This window comes from Pedobacter sp. SG908, from assembly GCF_011759615.1.
Classification (GTDB): domain Bacteria; phylum Bacteroidota; class Bacteroidia; order Sphingobacteriales; family Sphingobacteriaceae; genus Pedobacter; species Pedobacter riviphilus.
Genome location: NZ_JAAOYY010000001.1, coordinates 3,122,167 through 3,140,737, shown reverse-complemented (window position 1 = coordinate 3,140,737; position 18,571 = coordinate 3,122,167). Strand labels below are relative to the sequence as shown.

At 37.2% G+C, this 18,571-nt stretch carries 16 protein-coding genes; 7 read left to right on the top strand and 9 right to left on the bottom strand.

Features of this window, described 5'->3' with window-relative positions:
- Positions 1-55: 55 nt before the first annotated feature.
- Positions 56-562, top strand: coding sequence for an FKBP-type peptidyl-prolyl cis-trans isomerase (locus tag FHT21_RS12905; RefSeq protein ID WP_167295057.1), 507 nt, complete (start codon positions 56-58; stop codon positions 560-562).
- Positions 563-644: 82 nt separating this feature from the next.
- Here the strand turns inward: FHT21_RS12905 and FHT21_RS12900 are convergent, their stop codons facing one another.
- From FHT21_RS12900 to FHT21_RS12880, 5 genes are all read right to left on the bottom strand, one after another.
- Entirely contained in the window at positions 645-1,274 is a 630-nt protein-coding gene (locus FHT21_RS12900) for a Uma2 family endonuclease (RefSeq protein WP_167295056.1), read from the bottom strand.
- 41 nt (positions 1,275-1,315) lie between these two features.
- A complete protein-coding gene (locus FHT21_RS12895; RefSeq protein ID WP_167295055.1) occupies positions 1,316-2,551 on the bottom strand; it encodes a hypothetical protein in 1,236 nt (411 codons plus the stop codon).
- A complete protein-coding gene (locus tag FHT21_RS12890) occupies positions 2,544-3,128 on the bottom strand; it encodes an RNA polymerase sigma factor (protein ID WP_167295054.1) in 585 nt (194 codons plus the stop codon). The genes FHT21_RS12895 and FHT21_RS12890 overlap by 8 nt, the downstream gene beginning before the upstream one ends.
- A 122-nt stretch (positions 3,129-3,250) precedes the next feature.
- Complete coding sequence (locus FHT21_RS12885; protein WP_167295053.1) at positions 3,251-3,946, bottom strand: DUF4397 domain-containing protein; 696 nt, start codon at positions 3,944-3,946, stop codon at positions 3,251-3,253.
- 167 nt (positions 3,947-4,113) lie between these two features.
- Positions 4,114-5,736: an ATP-binding cassette domain-containing protein gene (locus tag FHT21_RS12880; RefSeq protein WP_167295052.1), complete on the bottom strand. Its 1,623-nt coding sequence runs from the start codon at positions 5,734-5,736 to the stop codon at positions 4,114-4,116.
- Positions 5,737-6,174: 438 nt separating this feature from the next.
- On the opposite strand from FHT21_RS12880, the gene FHT21_RS12875 reads away from it, so the two are divergent.
- From FHT21_RS12875 to FHT21_RS12860, 4 genes are all read left to right on the top strand, one after another.
- The gene (locus tag FHT21_RS12875; protein WP_167295051.1) at positions 6,175-6,735 is read left to right on the top strand and encodes a hypothetical protein; all 561 of its coding nucleotides are present in this window, start codon (positions 6,175-6,177) and stop codon (positions 6,733-6,735) included.
- A gap of 121 nt (positions 6,736-6,856) precedes the next feature.
- The gene (locus FHT21_RS12870; protein ID WP_167295050.1) at positions 6,857-7,432 is read left to right on the top strand and encodes a nitroreductase; all 576 of its coding nucleotides are present in this window, start codon (positions 6,857-6,859) and stop codon (positions 7,430-7,432) included.
- Positions 7,433-7,575: 143 nt separating this feature from the next.
- Entirely contained in the window at positions 7,576-7,920 is a 345-nt protein-coding gene (locus tag FHT21_RS12865; RefSeq protein ID WP_167295049.1) for a DUF1801 domain-containing protein, read from the top strand.
- A gap of 46 nt (positions 7,921-7,966) precedes the next feature.
- Positions 7,967-8,419, top strand: a complete 453-nt coding sequence (locus FHT21_RS12860) for a 3-oxoacyl-ACP synthase (RefSeq protein ID WP_167295048.1) — start codon at positions 7,967-7,969, stop codon at positions 8,417-8,419.
- Between the two features lie 186 nt (positions 8,420-8,605).
- On the opposite strand, the gene FHT21_RS12855 is transcribed toward FHT21_RS12860, so the two are convergent.
- Genes FHT21_RS12855 through FHT21_RS12845 form a run of 3 tightly spaced genes read right to left on the bottom strand, consistent with a single transcriptional unit; the run spans position 8,606 to position 11,571 of the window.
- Entirely contained in the window at positions 8,606-9,775 is a 1,170-nt protein-coding gene (locus FHT21_RS12855) for a DUF3298 and DUF4163 domain-containing protein (protein WP_167295047.1), read from the bottom strand.
- Positions 9,776-9,813: 38 nt separating this feature from the next.
- Positions 9,814-10,674 (bottom strand): polysaccharide deacetylase family protein, encoded by an 861-nt coding sequence (locus FHT21_RS12850; protein WP_167295046.1) that lies wholly within the window; start codon positions 10,672-10,674, stop codon positions 9,814-9,816.
- Positions 10,675-10,692: 18 nt separating this feature from the next.
- A complete protein-coding gene (locus FHT21_RS12845; protein ID WP_167295045.1) occupies positions 10,693-11,571 on the bottom strand; it encodes a polysaccharide deacetylase family protein in 879 nt (292 codons plus the stop codon).
- Positions 11,572-11,747: 176 nt separating this feature from the next.
- Between FHT21_RS12845 and FHT21_RS12840 the strand changes: the two genes are divergently transcribed.
- A complete protein-coding gene (locus FHT21_RS12840; protein ID WP_167295044.1) occupies positions 11,748-14,255 on the top strand; it encodes a DPP IV N-terminal domain-containing protein in 2,508 nt (835 codons plus the stop codon).
- 512 nt (positions 14,256-14,767) lie between these two features.
- On the opposite strand, the gene FHT21_RS12835 is transcribed toward FHT21_RS12840, so the two are convergent.
- On the bottom strand, positions 14,768-15,604 hold the full coding sequence (locus FHT21_RS12835) for a M57 family metalloprotease (protein ID WP_167295043.1): 837 nt from the start codon (positions 15,602-15,604) through the stop codon (positions 14,768-14,770).
- A 203-nt stretch (positions 15,605-15,807) separates the two neighbouring features.
- Between FHT21_RS12835 and FHT21_RS12830 the strand changes: the two genes are divergently transcribed.
- On the top strand, positions 15,808-18,552 hold the full coding sequence (locus FHT21_RS12830) for a S8 family peptidase (protein ID WP_167295042.1): 2,745 nt from the start codon (positions 15,808-15,810) through the stop codon (positions 18,550-18,552).
- Positions 18,553-18,571 lie beyond the last annotated feature (19 nt).

The following is an 18,571-nucleotide window of genomic DNA, read 5'->3' as shown; positions in this document are numbered from 1 at the left end:
TTGCCGGTTAACACTGTTGAGGACGCATTAGAGTATTTACAATAAATTAATTTAAATGAATATTTCACCAAACTCTGTAGTAGCGTTAACTTACGAATTGCATACTACTAACGAAGAAGGACAACAAGTTTTTGTAGAAAAAGCTGACGAACAAAATCCTTTAGTATTTTTATATGGCGTTGGCATGATGTTGCCTAAATTTGAAGAACATTTAACTGGTTTAAAGACTGGTGATGAATATGCCTTCGAGCTATCTGCAGCAGATGGTTACGGTGATATCGATCCAGGGGCTTTTGCTGACCTTCCAAAAACCATGTTTACTGAAGCTGGTGGCGAATTACCAAATGTTGGTGATGTTATTCCGTTGCAAGATAACAATGGTAACCAGTTTAGAGCAGGTGTTACTGCTGTTCACGACGAAACCATCTCAGTAGATTTAAACCACCCAATGGCTGGTAAAAATTTAGTATTTAACGGTGTGATTTTAAACGTACGTGAAGCTACTCAAGATGAATTGGCTCATGGTCATGCTCACGGAGCTGATGGTCATTCAGGTCACTAAATTATAGATAATCGATTTTAAAGAAGTCAAGTTTAATAGCATATTGCCCTTTAAACTTGACTTCTTTTGTTGATATCCAGGTCTAATCTTGAAAAACCTCATCTAAAACCAGCTTAAAGCCTAGCATTATCGCTGTTGTAACCTCTTCGCCCTCAGTGAGCAGTTTGGTAGGCTGGAACTTGCCGTTATCATCAAGGATATACCTGAAAAATGTTTTGTGAGAAGGACTTATAATCCAGTATTCTTTAACACCTGCTTCTTCGTAGACTTCATATTTGTTAATCAGTTCCTTTTTATTATTGCCAGGTGATAAAATTTCGATAACAATATCCGGGGCACCAATACAGCCACGGTTATCTAATTTAGCCGGATCGCAAACTACCACGATATCAGGCTGCACTACGGTGAAAACTTCTTTATCATTTACACTTTTCTTGGCCAAACGTACATCAAAAGGAGCAGAATAGACACGACATGGTTTCCCTTTGAGTATATTGTATATAGGGGCAAAAATGTTGGCTGAAATTCCTTGATGAATTCGAGAAGGGACAGGACTCATTTTGAATAAGTGTCCTTTAATAATCTCTAAGCGTTCTTCAAATTCGAAGCGCATATAATCTGCATAACTGTAAATAGCAGAGAAATCTACCTCATTAAGGGTTTTAATAGGAGGTAACTCCTCTTCGGTAGGGTATGGCTTGATATTTTTCATATGAGGTATTTAACCAAATATACTAAATATCTTAGTTTTTTTTAAAAATCGATTTTCAATCGCAGTCCACCATTGGTGAGGTTAAGGTTTTCTTTAGAAAAAGTTTTCATGGGTAGCCTTAAAAAGGGCTCTATAGCGATGTTATTCTTTTTGGATATTTTTTGCTTATAGCCCAAAGAGAAATTGTAGAATCCGATATATTTATCAGGATCTATAGTAGCTTCAGGTTGCGGCTCAACAGTTTTTTCTTTCACGATCATGGTTTTAGAATCTGCATAACCGTTTACCGCCGGAGAAGAAAAGCTTTGAACCTGGTTTACGATATAGCTGTTTTGCTGCGAATTATTTAAAACAGCAAGTGCAGATACCCCAATATTGGTGTAAAGTTTGTCACTTATATTGTATTTTAATTCTAAAGGAACATTAATTCCACGCACTTTAGCATCAACTGAAGCTAGGTTTTTGCCCGATAAGGTTTGTGGTGCAGAGGCATCTAACGATTCTGTTGTACTAATAGAAGCATATGATACGCCAGAACTTATTGATAATTTATTGGCAATGGCATACGACAAAGAAAATCCATAATTCATGGTTACCTTATTGTCGTTACCCATAGCAGGGGCAATGTATACGTCAGGTTGCCATTTAGAGCTCCCACTTGCCTTATTGGCAGGTTTTTGTTGGTTTGCATAACTATCATGAGCAAGCAACTTTTCAAAATTTGTTTGTGGGCTGGGTTGAGGCTTTTTCTTTTCTGTTAAAATATTAAATTCTTTTGATTTTAAATTTGAAAGATTTATACCAGAAAGTTTATTATCTAATAAATTGTTATTAATAGGATTTAATTCTAATTCTTCTGATGTATTGATAGATCCATAACCATGCTGTTGTTCCAATATTGGTTTTAAATTTTCTGTAGTCTTGGTAGGGTGATTACCAACTAAATTAGTTACAGCTGCTGTATGGTTGTTAACATTATTGTTTAATGGTGGTTTAATATTTTTCGGCGAAATTAAGATATCTGTATTTCCATGAGCAGGATTATGGTCTGCTTTAGATTTAGCTATTGTAACATCTTTTTTCTGATCTATATTGTTTTGTGCAAAAAATACAGCTCCGAAGATGAAAATTAAGGCAGCAGCAGCCCATAAAGGCCAGTATGTAATGCCTCTTTTCTTATTTTTTTTCTCCGAAAAGCGCTCCCAGGCACCATCAGGGTATGTTTCCTCATGGTTTTGGAGTTGCGCGGTAATATGCTCAATTAATTCCTTATCCATTTTTTTCGTATGAATTAACCATGGTATTTAGGTAAAGGGTACGTAACTTATTTTTAGAACGTGTGAGGTAAACACGACTGGAACTTTCCGGAATGTTTAACATCTTCGAAATTTCATCGTGGGCAAAGCCCTCAATTTCATATAAGTTAAATACCAGTCTCTGCGTATCTGGTAAGTGATTTAGTAAATTCAAAATATCATTAACGTGTAGCTCCGAAGCAATCGAAACCTGGGTAACAGGATGTTCACTTTCTGCTAAATCATCAACATAAAACTGAACCTTAGAACTCCGGATCTTATCTATCGCCGTCCGCGAAGCAATCTGGGCAATCCAACCTTTAAACGATCGTTGTAATTCTTCCGGATTTTTTGGTGCTTTGAAGCCACCAACATGTTTAAAAATCTTGATAAAGCTATCATTTACAAGCTCTTCACTATCCGAAGGATTCTTTGTATACCTTAAAATTATGCCCATTAAATAGCCATAAAATGATTTATACATCATTTCTTTACAGCTATTGTCGTTTTTTACACAGCCTTTTAAAATTTCCTCAAAACTGAGTATTTTTTTTATCACCCTTGTAAAGGACTATTTATTAAAGGTTTATCATGATTAATTATTGTAAATTTAAGAAAAATAACACCACCCAATTTTTGGGTGATGTCAATTTTCGTTTTCACAGGTAGGGTGAAATATTTTTATTTGTTCGTCATCACTGATAAACCAAGGCCTGTACTATCGGTTTTGCTCGATAAACCTTTAGCCCAGATGGTATAAATTTTGCCTTTTTCGATTTTAACGGTTGGTAAGCTAACCTTAACCGCTCCGCCTTGTTTTAGTTGGAAAGTATAGCTGTCATTTGGTGTAATATTGCTAAAAGTGGTAAACTCTTTAAATGCTTTAGCAGTAAATAAAGGTGCATCTGTACCTGCAATTGCTAAATCAAACGGAGCAGAACCCGGACTTAAGTTTACAAAACGAACTTTAGCTTTATCAGTTTCAGGTGCTTTTAAATCATCTTCAAGGATCAAAAGTTTTGTAGATTTTAAAGTATCTACCACGAAAACCGAATAAAAGAATCCCGATTTTAATGTAGCTGTAGCATTTGTTAAGTATTTTAAAGAATCTTTTTTAGCAACGCCTACCAATCTTGTTCCAGGATAAGCTGCATAATAACCCAAATCTTTAGTGTAAGTAAAGCTGTTTATTTTTTGGTTATCCAATATAAAATCAAGAGCAGCTGTTCCTGGCGATGCATGAACAAAGCCAATACCGGCAGCTTCTATCGGATCGTTGTTAAAATCCTTTTTGCAGGCAGTTATGGTTAAAGTTATAGCAAGGAGAGAGAGTATAATTTTTGTTGTAGTGCTAAAATTTTTCAAATCCGTTTTCATTTTAATGTTTTAAATCAATTTTTAAACAAAATTGGTTAATGGCCATTAACGCTTTTTTTCTTGTAAAACGATTAACGGAACGAAAACGCTACAGCCGTACTCATTTTTTTATAAAAGAAAAGCCACATGGTATGCATGTGGCTTTAAAACAAATATTTTAAGTGTAATTAAGAATACATCTCTTCTCTTAATTTCGCAACATCGCTACTATTGATGTATTCATCATAAGTCATCAACTTATCGATAGTGCCTTTTGGTGTAATTTCAATAATTCGGTTGGCAACGGTTTCTGTTAACTGGTGATCTCGTGAGGTAAACAATATGGTACCTTTAAAATCTTTCATGCCATTGTTCAAAGCTTCGATAGATTCTAAGTCTAAGTGGTTGGTTGGCTCATCAAACATTAATAAGTTAGCTTGTTGTAACATCATTCTGGAGAACATACAACGCATTTTCTCTCCTCCTGAAAGCACTTTCACGTTTTTAAGTACTTCTTCACCAGAGAATAACATTCGACCTAAAAAGCTGCGGACAAACTGTTCATCAGCATCAGTGCCTGAGTATTCACGCAACCAATCTACCAGGTTTTCATCTTTACCTGCAAAATATTCAGAGTTATCATTCGGAATGTCTGCTGTACTAATAGTAACCCCCCATTTAAATTCACCTTTATGGTCTGTATCTCTGCCCGTCAAAACATCGTAAAATGCGGCGGTAGCTAAACTGTTCTGAGATAATATGGCAATTTTATCGCCTTTATTAACCATGAAAGTGATTTTATCGAATAATACACCATCATTTCCGTTTTTACCCAGGTTTTCTACCTGTAAAATCTGGTCGCCAGCCTCACGACCGGTATTGTTGAATATAATGGCCGGGTATTTTCTACTCGATGCTTTAATTTCGGTAATATCAATCTTATCTAAAGCTTTTTTACGGGAAGTAGCCTGTTTTGATTTAGAAGCATTTGCACTAAACCTGCGGATAAATTCCTGGAGCTCTTTCACCTTATCTTCCATTTTCTTATTCTGGTCGCTGCGTTGTTTTAGTGCCAGCTGACTAGATTCGTACCAGAAGGTATAGTTACCGGTATAAATGCTCATTTTAGCGAAATCGATATCCACAATATGCGTACATACTGCATCTAAAAAGTGCCTGTCGTGCGATACAACTAATACAATGTTCTGGTAATCAGCTAAAAAGTTCTCTAACCAGGCAATGGTTTCAATATCCAAGTCGTTGGTAGGCTCATCCAGTAGTAAAATATCCGGGTTGCCAAACAGGGCCTGTGCCAATAATACACGTACTTTTTGTGTATTATCGAGTTCCTTTAACAGTTTATAGTGGTTATCTTCTGTTATGCCCAAATTGCTCAGCATGGTTGCAGCATTGCTTTCCATGTTCCAGCCATCCATTTCCGCAAACAGATTTTCAAGCTCTCCGGCGCGTTCGCCATCTTTCTCAGAGAAATCTTCTTTCATATAAATGGCATCTTTCTCTTTCATAATGGCATAAAGTTCTTTATGACCAATCATTACGGTTTCTAATACCGAAAACTCATCAAATTCGTAGTGATTTTGTTTTAAAACCGCCATTCTTTCGCCTGGAGTAAAAGCCACGCTACCGGAGGTTTGACTAACTTCTCCTGATAAAATTTTTAGAAAAGTAGATTTACCTGCGCCGTTAGCTCCAATTACACCATAGCAGTTGCCCTGGGTAAATTTTAGGTTAACATCTTCAAATAATGTGCGTTTGCCGTATCGTAACGATAAATTAGAAACTGAAATCATGCTATAATTGAAATAAGCCGCAAAGATACGGAAAAAGGTTGAGGGTAGGAAGGTGTTTAATGGTTGGATTGTTGGAAAGTTTAAAAGTTGAAATGTGTTGGAATATTGAAAGGCTTTGGAAATGGAGGGTTTGGTTCTTTATGGAGAGTGAGGCCCCGTTATTCGCTTTACTCCGCTACTCTCCGTGTTCGCTACTACCGGGTTTATTTTACAAAGGGGAGAAGCTTTTGGCCAATGGCTTAAAATCTTGTTCAGGAAAATTAAAACTTAATAAGAAAATTAAACTAAGAGCACGTCATTCTCGCGCATGCGGGAACCACGAAGTGCTCAGCGAAGCTAATCTTAATGCACGCAACATATAGCACTTAGATTCCCAATCAGGTTGGGAATGACGACCAATATCAAGGTAATTTGTCGTAAAATATTTATTTTAGTCCCATGCTTAACCACTCCCTGCTCGAAAACATAAAAACAACCCTTCAGAAAAGCAAAGTAGAAAAGTTAGCAGCCATAGCTTCAGAAGGTACCTTTTCGGTAAAAGATCTGATCGATTTAAGTTTTTATCATGACGAACAGATCGGTTTCAGGGCCGCATGGATTTTAGAAAATGTATTTACTAACCACCAGCAAAGATTTCTGCCTTATGTATTTTATTTTTTAGAGAAATTTCCGCAACAAAACAATTTATCGGCATTGAGGCATTATGTTAAAATTATGGCTCTTATGACCAAGAAAAACGCCTCAATAGAAATTAAGAAGATTCTTGCCGATTATGATACCGATCATTTGGTAGCGGTTGTTTTTGCCTGGTTAATTGATGAAAAGATTCCGGTAGCTGTAAAGTCACATTGCTTAAACATTTTGGCCAATTTAAATGTCAAACACAGTTGGATTAAGGAAGAACTGCTGCAGACCATGGATTTTCTGGTGGATAAAGAAAGTATTGCTTTTTTCGCGAAAGTTAAACAGATCAGGAAACAGTTGTCAGTTGTCAGTTAACAGCTTTCAAACCCTCCATCTTCCTGCCTTATATCTTATTTTCAGTTAGCATAGCGTCAAATCTTTATTGGCTTTTAGCCTTCTACCTTCTTCCGTAAGCCTTTTACCTTATATTTGCCAAATGAGTACAACATACGACATCATTTCAAAAGTTATAAAAGAACGTCGCAGTATTTTTCCTGCCAGCTATATCAAAAAAGAAATTCCGGTTGAGGTGATCAATCAGATTTTAGAGACTGCCAATTATGCCCCAACACATAAATTAACCCAACCTTGGCGCTTTGTCGTAATCAGAAAAGCTGGATTGACTAAACTAGGAGAGGAGCTAGGTAAACTATATAAAGCGTTGGTTTCCCCTCAACAATTTCTTCAGAAAAAGTATGATAGTTTTGCAGAAAAGACCAGTCAGGCTGATTGTATTATTGCCATCAATATGCAGGTGAGTGGTAAGATACCCGAGTGGGAAGAGTTGGCCGCGGTTTCCTGCGCGGTTCAAAATATGGCGTTAACTGCAGAAAGTTTGCAGGTTGGCGCTTACTGGAGCTCTCCACCGTTAATTGACGATTTAGGCGATTTCTTAAGCCTGGCCGAAAATGAAAAGTGCATCGGCTTATTTTACATGGGCTATCATAATGAAAAACCATGGGCACCAAACCGGACTCCGATGGAAGAAAAGGTGAGGTGGATAGAGGGGTAGTCCTTGAGTCTTTAGTCCTGAGTCTTCGTCATCTCGGCTGGAGCTTAGCGGAATGGAGAGATCTTTGACGCAAATATTGAAATGAAATTTAAAAGATTTCTCCACTTCGGTCGAAATGACGATTTTTCTATTTATTTAATATTATGCTAAGTCCGTTAGAGAACTATTTTGACCAAAAAGATGAGCCGATTAAAAGTTGCCTTCAATATTTAAGGTCGCTTTTAATCGGCTATGCTGATATCACCGAGCATTGGAAATACGGAATGCCTTTTTATTACCATAAAGGAAAAATGTTCTGTTATCTTTGGACGCACAAAAAACTCCATCAGCCTTACATTGGTTTGGTTGATGGAAATAAAATTGAACACGAAGATTTGTTGCAGGAGAAAAGAGCCAGAATGAAAATTTTATTGGTCAACCACCTTCAAGATATTCCTAAAAAGAAAATCGAATCTGTTTTAAAACAGGCTTTTGCCTTAAGAAAATAGCCATCTTCCAATTTAATACATCCGTTTTATACTTTCCATTATTTATATGTCTGCATTAAAATCTAAACTTTACCAGCTTTGCTTAACTTTTATACAAAACAGGATAGAAAATATCGAATATTCGCTCCAGCAGGCCAGACAGGCATCAAACGATGATACGAAAAGCAGTGCGGGTGATAAATATGAGACCACACGCGAAATGATGCAGCAGGAGATGGATCGGAACAGTAAATTACTGTACGAAGCAGGGCAACAGAAAATTGCTTTACAGCAGATCGAAAATGTAGAATCAGATCGATTGGTTAAAAATGGGAGTTTAGTGCTCACTTCAGAAGGTAATTTTTACATCAGCATCAGTGCAGGTGAATTAAATATCGATGGACAGAAATTCTTCGCAGTATCACAGGTTTCGCCAATCGGGCGATTTTTGATTGGAAAAGCTACAGGCGAAAGTTTTAAGTTTAATGGGAAAGATTATATTGTGAAAGAGATATTATAAGTTTTCAGTTGGCAATTTGCAATTTTCAGTTCTATGTGTACAGGTAACGGTTCTATATTCACAGTTAGTTCTGAAGCTTCTTTTACATTTATTCCCGCTGATTTAAAATGATAAGCAGAATTAAGTTGGTCGTTTACAGTTTCCAATTAACTGAAAGCTGAGAACTGCCAATTGTAACCTGATGAGCTATTTAATTCCCATCCGCTCTGCAAAAGCCGGTGCCAGATAAGTCTTTAAATCCGAATAAGGAATAAATACCACAATCTGCCCTTGGGCATAACTCGCTACTTCGTATGGATTATACATAAAAGCGATACCATTGGCATTGAAATAAAAGTTGTTATTTGGTTTTATAAAGTCATCAAAAAGAATGGTGCTCAATGCATCTTTGGCTTTAATGTTATATTCTTTACGAAGATTGCGTTCTAAAATGCTTTGTAAGGTATTCGAATCTATTTTTATGATATCATCAAGAACCATTTGTTTTTTGTTCTTCACATCAAGGCAATACATTACGCTGCTGTAATTGCCATGTGCACCGCCAGTATAGGCATCAGTTAGCAAATCGATTACTACGTAGCCATTATCGTTATAATTAACCGATTGTTGACTGTTGTTGGTATAATTCATCCATGCCTGGAAATCATTGTCGCGGCCATTTTTTTGTTGTTCGGCAACCTGGGTTTTATAGTCTTTGAAATAGGCAGCTGCAATATTTTTGAAACCGATTGAGCGATCGACCTGTGATTTTACTCCTGAAATTTTTTTAAGTTCTGAGTTTAGCCAGTTGCCGTATTCATCATTACTTTTGCTTTCCAGGTATTCAAAACTGATTTCTGCTGTAGGTGATTTTGGCTGATCGGAAAATGCCTTAATGGAGTCTTTGTAAATTCCGGCACTGAAAGGATAGCTGCCCTCCGGATATTTTTCTGTTAAGGCTATCGGGTATTTTTTGGTTTTATCGCCACTTTCCCAATGGCCGCTGAAACCATTTCCATTCCATTTTAAAGCTAAATGGGGCGATTTAAAATCAGGTGTGAAATATGATTCATAAAAACTATATTCAGTAAGTACTATGCTATCTTTCCCGATTAAAGTATCGGTTGATAGGTTAAGCCATGAGCCGTCATAATAATAAGTACCACTTAAATCATCATCAACCTTTTGCAAATGCATCACTACTTTTTTGCCTGCAATGGTACCTTCCAATCTCTTGTAAAAACTTTCTGTAAGTTGGGCCTTTGCATTCGCTGTACTATCATTTGTAGTTTCAGTGGTATTGGCTCCATTTTTAGGGTTGTTACAAGCAGATATGATCAGTAATCCTAAAAGGCAAAAAAGAAAAGAATATTTCATAAGCTAAGGAATTGATTACTTACTATTTACAGTTGAAACTATAATTTTGTTTTATTAAAACTCTTGTTAATACTATAATATAGGTTTTTTGCAGTGTATCTTCCTGGATCAATTATTCTCCTAATGGTATAAAGTGGATAATTTTCATCCCGCGCTGTCGAAAGTATAAATGCTGCTTTAAAGCCATGCTCTTTTAGCTTGTGTAAAGTTGAAGCTTTAAAAACACCGTAAGGATAGGCGAAGTATTCCACTTTTTTGCCTGTAATTTCTTCCAGTTTTTTAGTTGGGGCATCAATTTGGGTTGTCCAGTCTTCGTCGGTAAACTGAGCAAAGTTTTTATGATCGTAGGTATGGCTGGCAATCGTATTTCCCTCGTCAGACAATTGTTTAATCTGCTCTTTGGTCATATAATTAATCCGCCCTTTTCTGCCGATTGATACCGTCATGATAAAATAAACACCTTTAAAACCGTGTTTTTTTAATGTGGTATTCCCAATGGTAAATTGATCTTCGTCTGTATCATCAAAAGTGATCATAATTGGCTTTTCGGGTAATTTAGCACCGTAAACCAAATAATTATACAGTTGATCGGGCAAAATAGAATGGTAACCGCTATCGGCCAACATTTTCATGTGTTCCTTAAATTTATCAGGGGCAATAATATCGTCGTGAGCTCTTTTACTATCGCTGGCAATATTGTTTCTAATCTGATGGTAACACAGAACGGGCACCTCCCTCCGCGCCAAAATAGTTTTGTTATCGGCAGGTTTGGCATTTGCAGAATCTATTTTAACCGTTTCGGTAGTATTTACAGCTGCTTTTTCTTTTGAAGCCTTAGAAGGCTGGCAAGAGGTTAAAAGTAGTATAGAAATGGCACCATAGAGCAAGAAACTTTTCATAGAATGTAGCGATCTTATTTAAAAGCTGTTTTTAATGCTGTTGCTTAATGTTTTTGGCGACCAGTAACCACTGGCGATAATCCTGCGGATGGTGAACAATGGATCTTTTTCATCACGTTTGGTCGATAACTGATAAGCCATTCTAAAACCACGTTTTTTAAGCTCAGGAATACCTTCCGCGTTCCATAAACCAAAAGGATAGGCAAATTCTGTCATCTTTTTACCTGTAATTTCTTCCAGTTTTTTGGTTGGTTTGTCTAATTGCTCTTCCCAATCTTTGCCTGCATATTTTTTGAAATTTTTATGATCGTAAGTATGGCTGCCAATAATATTTCCTTCATCAGAAAGTTGTTTGATCTGCTCTTTCGTCATGTAATCCACAAACTTGCCTTTTCTACCAATCGAAACCGTCATGATAAAATAAACAGCTTTATAACCCAATTTATCTAAAGTTGGGCGTACAACGGTAAACTGGTCCATATCGGTATCATCAAAAGTTAACATAATCGGTTTACTCGGTAGGGCTGCACCAGTGTTTAGATAAGCGTAAAGCTGATCTGGTAAAATGGTATGATAACCGCTATCGGCAAGCATTTTCATCTGATCTTTAAAATTCTGGATTTCTACAATATAATCTTTACCTACTTTGCCATCAGTTGGTTTCCAGTTTCTTACCTGGTGGTAACATAAAATTGGAACTTGTTTTCTGGCTAAGATGGTTTTGGCATCAGCCACTTTTATTTTCGAAACATCAACTGGTGTTCCGGAGCTTGCTGCAGTTTTGGTGCGCTGCGCAGAAGAATCTTTACTGGTAGAATTTTCTGTCTGAGATTTAGATTGGCAGCTGGCAAATAAGATTACTCCGGCTGTTATTAGTGTTAAAAAGCTGTATTTCATTATTAGGATATATAGTTACAAAACTATAAAATCCCTTAATTATTTATCCATCAAAATAAATTGTGTTAATAATTAATTTCAGTTGCAGGAAATTACACTAACTATCGCATTTATTACATATCAAAACCTGCTTAATATCCTTTAATTAAATAATTTAGCGGCTCAAACAAATTTTAATGAATAAACTTTATAAACTCCTGTTGTGTGCGCAGTTTTTATCTTTAACTGTTGTTGCACAAAATAAAACATTTACCATTACCGAAAATATTCAACAACAACCTAAAGCAAATTATCAGCTTGCTTCGCGTTTTTCGCCAAATAAACTAAAAAAAATGGTTTACTCTACTGCTGTAGACCCACATTGGCTAAAATTGAGCAACCGTTTCTGGTACACTTTTGAAAGTCCAAAAGGAAAATTTTGGTACCTGGTAGATCCTGCATCAAAAAGCAAAAAAATAATGTTTGATAATGCTAAACTAGCGGCAGATATTACCCTGATTGTTCGCGATCCATTTGATGCAGAACATTTGCCGCTCGAAAACTTAAAATTTGCTGCCGACGAAAAAAGTATTTCTTTCGAAATAAAAAGCACTGTTGATGAGCTAAAAAAAGATAGAAAAGATAAAAAAGCGGCTGATTCCATGCAGAAAAAAATATTTTCTTTCAAATACGAACTGGCAAGTGCTAAATTAACTGAAGTGCCAAATTTCAGTAAACCAAAACCAAAACCATCATGGGGATCGGTAGCGCCCGATTCTTCGGCCATTATCTTCTCCCGTAATTACAACTTGTATTGGATGGATAAAGAGAACTACAAAAAAGCGGTTAAAAATGAAGATGATAGTACCATTGTAGAGCATCAGCTTACTAAAGACGGGGTTAAATTCTATTCTTATGGAAATGATGGCGATGGTGAGAATAACGTAGAGAACGAAAAAAATAATAAAAAACGCCGCGGTGCTTATGTGCTTTGGTCGCCGAATTCGAAATATTTTGTATTGGATAGGACTGATTCGCGTAAGGTTAAAGATCTTTGGGTAATTAATAGTGTTACACCTGGTCGGCCAACTTTAGAAACCTATAAATACCAGATGCCAGGAGAGGCCGAAGCCCCTCAGGATGAAGTTTTGTTATTCGATTTTGCTGCAAAATCTTATAAAAAACTCAATGTTTCGGCTTTTAAAGATCAAAGTGTTTCGGTTTGGAGCAAACCATCATTAAATAAAGACCGTGATAACGAATTTCGCCCATCTATTTGGTTGGGTAACGATAGCAGGTTCTATTTTTCACGTACCAGTCGCGATTTAAAACGTATCGACATCGGGACCGTTGATATTGCCACCGGGAAAGTAACACCTTTAATCGACGAACGTTTTAATACCTATGTCGAAGTTAACCGCCCAGGCTTGGTAAATGATGGTAAAGAGCTAATTCATTGGAGTGAGCGCGATGGTTGGGCACATTTTTATCTTTTTGACGAAAATGGAAAGCTGAAAAACCAGATTACAAAAGGTGCTTTCCACTGTGAAAATATCGTAAATATCGACGAGAAAAAACGTATCCTTTATTTCACGGCAAATGGTAGGGAAGGTAAAGAAGATCCTTATTACTTACATTTATATAGCATCAATTTTGATGGCTCGAACATGAAATTATTAAATGCGGGTGATTTTGACCATGTGGCGAATATGAATGATAACAATACTTTCTTTGTAGATAATTATTCGAGAGTAAATACTGCGCCAAAAGCTACACTTTATGATGGAGCAGGCAAAAAAGTAATGGATCTTGAAACTACAGATCTTTCATTGCTTATGGCGGCGGGTTACAAATTCCCTGAGCCTTTCAAAGTAAAAGCAGATGATGGAATAACTGATCTGTATGGCGTAATGTATAAACCTTTCGATTTCGATCCCAATAAAAAATATCCGATTATCGAATATGTTTACCCGGGGCCACAAACCGAAGCTGTAAACAAAGCTTTCAGCAAAAGTATGGACCGTACCGAAAGGTTAGCTCAATTTGGTTATATTGTAATTACAGTGGGAAACCGTGGTGGAAATCCTTCGCGGTCTAAATGGTACCATACTTACGGTTATGGTAATCTGCGGGATTACGGTTTAGCAGATAAGAAAACGGCTATTGAGCAATTGGCTGCAAAGTATTCATACATAGACGAATCTAAAGTGGGCATTACAGGCCATTCTGGAGGTGGATTTATGTCGACAGCTGCTATGTTGGTTTATCCGGATTTCTTTAAAGCTGCTGTTTCGAATGCAGGAAACCACGATAATAGTATTTACAACCGCTGGTGGAGCGAAAAACACCATGGCGTAAAAGAAACCATTTCGTTAAAAGGGGATACCTCATTTAAATACAGCATTGATAAAAATCCTGATCTGGCTAAAAATCTGAAGGGTCATTTGTTATTGATGCATGGCGATGTAGACAACAATGTACACCCGGCAAACTCAATCCGCGTAGCCAATGCACTAATGAAAGCAGGTAAACGTTTCGATTTCTTGATTATTCCTGGTCAGCGCCATGGTTTTGGAGATATGACAGAGTATGCTTTCTGGAAACTGGCTGATCATTTTAACAAATATTTAATCGGCGATTTTTCTGAACCAAGTGATGTTGATCTGGTAGAAATGGATAGAGATATCGAACAGAACGGAAAATAGTTTTATTACAATAGTTTATTTTGATGGCCTATGGAAACGTAGGCCATTTTTATAACGATAAAACGTGATTATAAGGCTAATTTTAATCGTAGCGTCACCCTGAATTTATTTCAGGGTCTATTTCAATATGAGTCGTCATTGAGAGGCTAATCCTATTAGCCGTGTCAATCTACCCGATTAGTATTAGGAACGGAATAGGTGCTCATGCAGCCTCAAAAATGAAATGCTGCCTTGGCCACCTAGCCCCGGTTGCAGCGATACCCTGCAGCAACGAGGTACGAGGAAGCGAAGCGTATAAGCGTAAAACGGGAAGAAACTTATGGTCCTGTAGAAACCTTGCGCTCCAAAACCAAAACTCAACATTATTAAGCCTGGTTTTTTATTAGCGTTGGCTGAGTTTATTTAACGCATCTTTAGTTTGTGTCGTCAATTTTCCCTTTTAAAAAAAAGCCTCCCGATTTTTACATCGGGAGGCCATATCTTAAGTTTAGGTAATCCTTGTTTTTTTGATCTTATTTGTAAAGGTAATTTACGGCAATTACATCATTTGCATTGAAGGTACGGTTACCACCATTAGAACAAGCTAACATAAATGAGCCAGCATCAGGAGTTGAAGGAGTTCCTGGTATTCTAACTGCCCCAACATTTGATGCACCTTCGTTACCCGCACCACTTGCGCCACAGCTAAAGGCGCGGTCCATGTAATCGGTGTGGCGGAAACCGATGCAGTGACCAACTTCATGTTGGATCACAGAAGCAAGGTAAAGTAAATTGGGGTTGGTGCCATAAGCAGCTGCATTGGTATTCATTCTGATCTGGTTGTATGGATTTCCGGATGAGGTAGGGAAACCTGCAGAACCTAAGGTAATAAAACCACCGCTCGGACCTTCGTTAAAACCTACAACATTAATGTTTCCGGTTGTACCTGCGCTTGCCCTTTGGAAAGTAATGCGTAAGCCTAATGAGTTGTATCTCGAAATCATGGTGTTTACGGCATCACTATATACCTGAGGAAGGTTAGTTACCGAAACGGTAATTACACGTGGTAATGATTTAACCAGGTTTGTGGTTCGGTACTGTTCGGTTTCGGCAATGTTTAAATTTGCACCAGTAGAAGTTTCAGTTAGGTTATTCTCAGTTAAAAGAATATCACCCTCTACCAAATATCCTTCATCTATTTTACGGATGTTATTAGTACTGAAGCCTAAAGATTTGATCTGTGATAACTTGTCGGCTGAAATATCAGTTTTGCTTTCAACTGCATTTTCTGTATTATTACTCTTACACGAGTATAGGTTAGTGATTAAAAAGCATGCGGCTGCAATCGATAAAAATTTGTTTGTTTTCATCTTGAATAGAATTAAATTAGTTTAGGTTGAATAAGTTAGTTAATAAAATTTGTGGATTACCTTATAAATGCTAATTTAGAGAAGATAAACGATGTAAACAAAATTTTACAATAAAATAATATTTGAAAGTCAACACTGTATTTTTATTTATATGTTTTTGTCTGTCTGTTCTTAGTTTAAACGCACAGATACAACCTGGCGGAATGGAAAAATATTTTGAAAAATATGTTTCAAAAACAGGCAATACTTTAAAACTAAATGACGATCAGCCTATTTTGGTTAGGTTCAACCGTACTTTAACAACTGCGGAAATTCAATTGTTGAAACCCAAAAAACGTCTCTCGGGCGATTATTTTATTGTCGAAAAATCAAATGTTTCTAACTTTTCTAATAGTATAGTTTCACAGCAACAAGCCAATGGACTTTGGAAGGTTAGCGATAGATTGATGAAAGTACTCAGTAAAAGCAATAAAAAGAACGATTCTATCCTGGTTCGGCTGGCCTTCAAAAATATAAATGCGTTACCAAAGGCTGTTGCAAGCCAAAAGATAAAATCAGCCGATAACGTAAACAACATTTGTACAGTTTACCTCTCACCAGCTGATTTAATGTTGTTGTTAGAACTCGGCGATGTTTTATACGCCGATGTTTTGGCTGTGGCTAAAGAGGAAGTGGTAATTAATGGACTAGACCTGGCTTTAAACCAGATTTCTAACGCCCGAAATCTTTTTCCCGGTGTTGATGGCACGGGTATAAATGTTTCTTTTAAAGAAGGGATGTACGATGCTACGGACCTTGATTTATTGGGAAAAACCGTTGCAGGGGCCACTATTGGTAAAACGCCAACTACTCATGCTACCATTATGGCAACCCTAGCATTAGGAAACGGTAATTCCTTTATCCGGGGTTTGGGGGCAGCACCAAAGGCCAAACTTGCTTATTCTGATTTTACTAATCTGATGCCTGACCTAATAACCGATTTAAACAAACTTCAGATTAAAGTTCAAAATCATTCTTATGGTACTGATATCGATAACGATTACGGAATGGAAGCAGCGGCCTATGATAAACAGATCTTCGAAACCGATACTTTGATCCATGTTTTTTCTGCCGGAAATAAAGGAACAACTACACCTTCTGTTGGATTTTATCAAGGTATGACTGCTCGTGCCAATTTAACGGGAAATTTTAAGCAGGCGAAAAATTTATTAGTGATAGGAGGTATCAACAGGGAAAATATTTCCGAAAATCTAAGCAGTAAAGGCCCTGCCTACGATGGTCGTGTAAAACCTGAACTTGTTGCTTTAGGTGAAGACGGAACATCAGGCGCTGCAGCAATTACTAGTGGATCGATTGCTATGTTAGAACAATTTTATCAGCAGAAATATAAAAAAGCGGCTCCCGCGTCACTAATCAGAGCAACAGTAATTAATTCTGCCGATGATTTAGGTACACCACAGGTTGATTTTGTGTATGGTTATGGAAAACTCAATGTAGCACAATCGTTAAAAACTTTAGACGAAAATAGGGCGTTATTGTACGAAGTGGCCAGAAATCAGGATTTGCTTATTCCCTTGGCCATTCCGACTAATGTAGCTGAAGTGAAACTGACCATCACCTGGAACGATCCACCAGCAGTTGTAAATGCAGCGCAAAGCTTGGTTAATGGATTGGATTTAAGTGTCGAAAATCCCGCAGGAAATTTAACGCTACCCTGGGTGTTAAGTAGTTTTCCTCATTTAGATTCCCTCTCAAAACCGGCAGTTCGTAAGGCAGATATTATCAATAACGTTCAGCAGATTACGCTCGATAATCCCACTACAGGTGCTTATAATATTCATGTTAAGGGTAACAGAATTACTCAGGGCAATAACCAACCTTTTGCATTGGCTTATCGTTACATATTCAAAAACACTTTTTCCTTTATTAGTCCTGAAAAAAACGAATACTTCTTTGCCAATGAAGATAACTACATCCGCTGGGAGAATACTTATACAAGCAAAACAGGAAACCTATCAGTGAGTTATGATGAAGGCGTCACATGGAAAACAATTGCTGCTGGTGTCGATTTAAGTAAAGGTTTTTACCATTGGAATGCTCCTGATTTGTTTGCTAAAGCGATGATAAAAATGGAAGTGGAAGGCAATATAATATTGAGCCAATCTTTTGTTATTTCGAGTCCAAGGGTGTTAAACGTTGGCTATGCATGCAAAGATGGAATTGCGCTAAACTGGAATCCACAACCTGGGGCAAAAGATTATACGCTATATAATGTAGTAGATAATATCCTCTCTCCAGTGCTAACCCTTACTGATACCATAGTTAAGCTTGACGCAAACAAGATTAATAGTAAATATTTTGCGGTGGCAGCTAACGGGATAGGTTTTACAGGTTTAAAAAGTTATACCATCGATTATACGCAGCAGGGGATTGCCTGTTATGTAAGAAACTTGTTTGCATCTTTGACTGATGATAACCGGGTAAGAATTGATTTAAGTGTCGGCACTACTTTGGATTTAAAGAATATCATTTGGGAAAAACAGACCGGACCAAATACTTTTAGTGTTTTACAGCAGACCAAGCCAATTTCAAATCAACTCGATTATACGATTTTTGATGAAAAGCCAAAAGCCGGAATCCAGTTTTACCGCGTTACTTTCGAAACCGCCAGCGGTCAGGTGCAGAGCGATCTGGTATCAGTAGTGTACCTGAAAGAGAATGAATTTTCTTTCTTTCCCAATCCGGTAGCCGATTATTTAACCATTTTGAGCGGATCGTTCGAAGATTATAGCCTATCTATCTTTAACATCTTAGGACAGAAGGTTTTTGAGGAAAAGGCTACAAGTTCGAACCGTTTTTTGCTCAACGCTTTATCAACAGGTGTTTATGTTGGTGTGATCAATAAAAACGGGCAGCAGTTAAAGAAATTTAAGCTGATTAAGAAATAAGTCTTATCAGCGTATACCT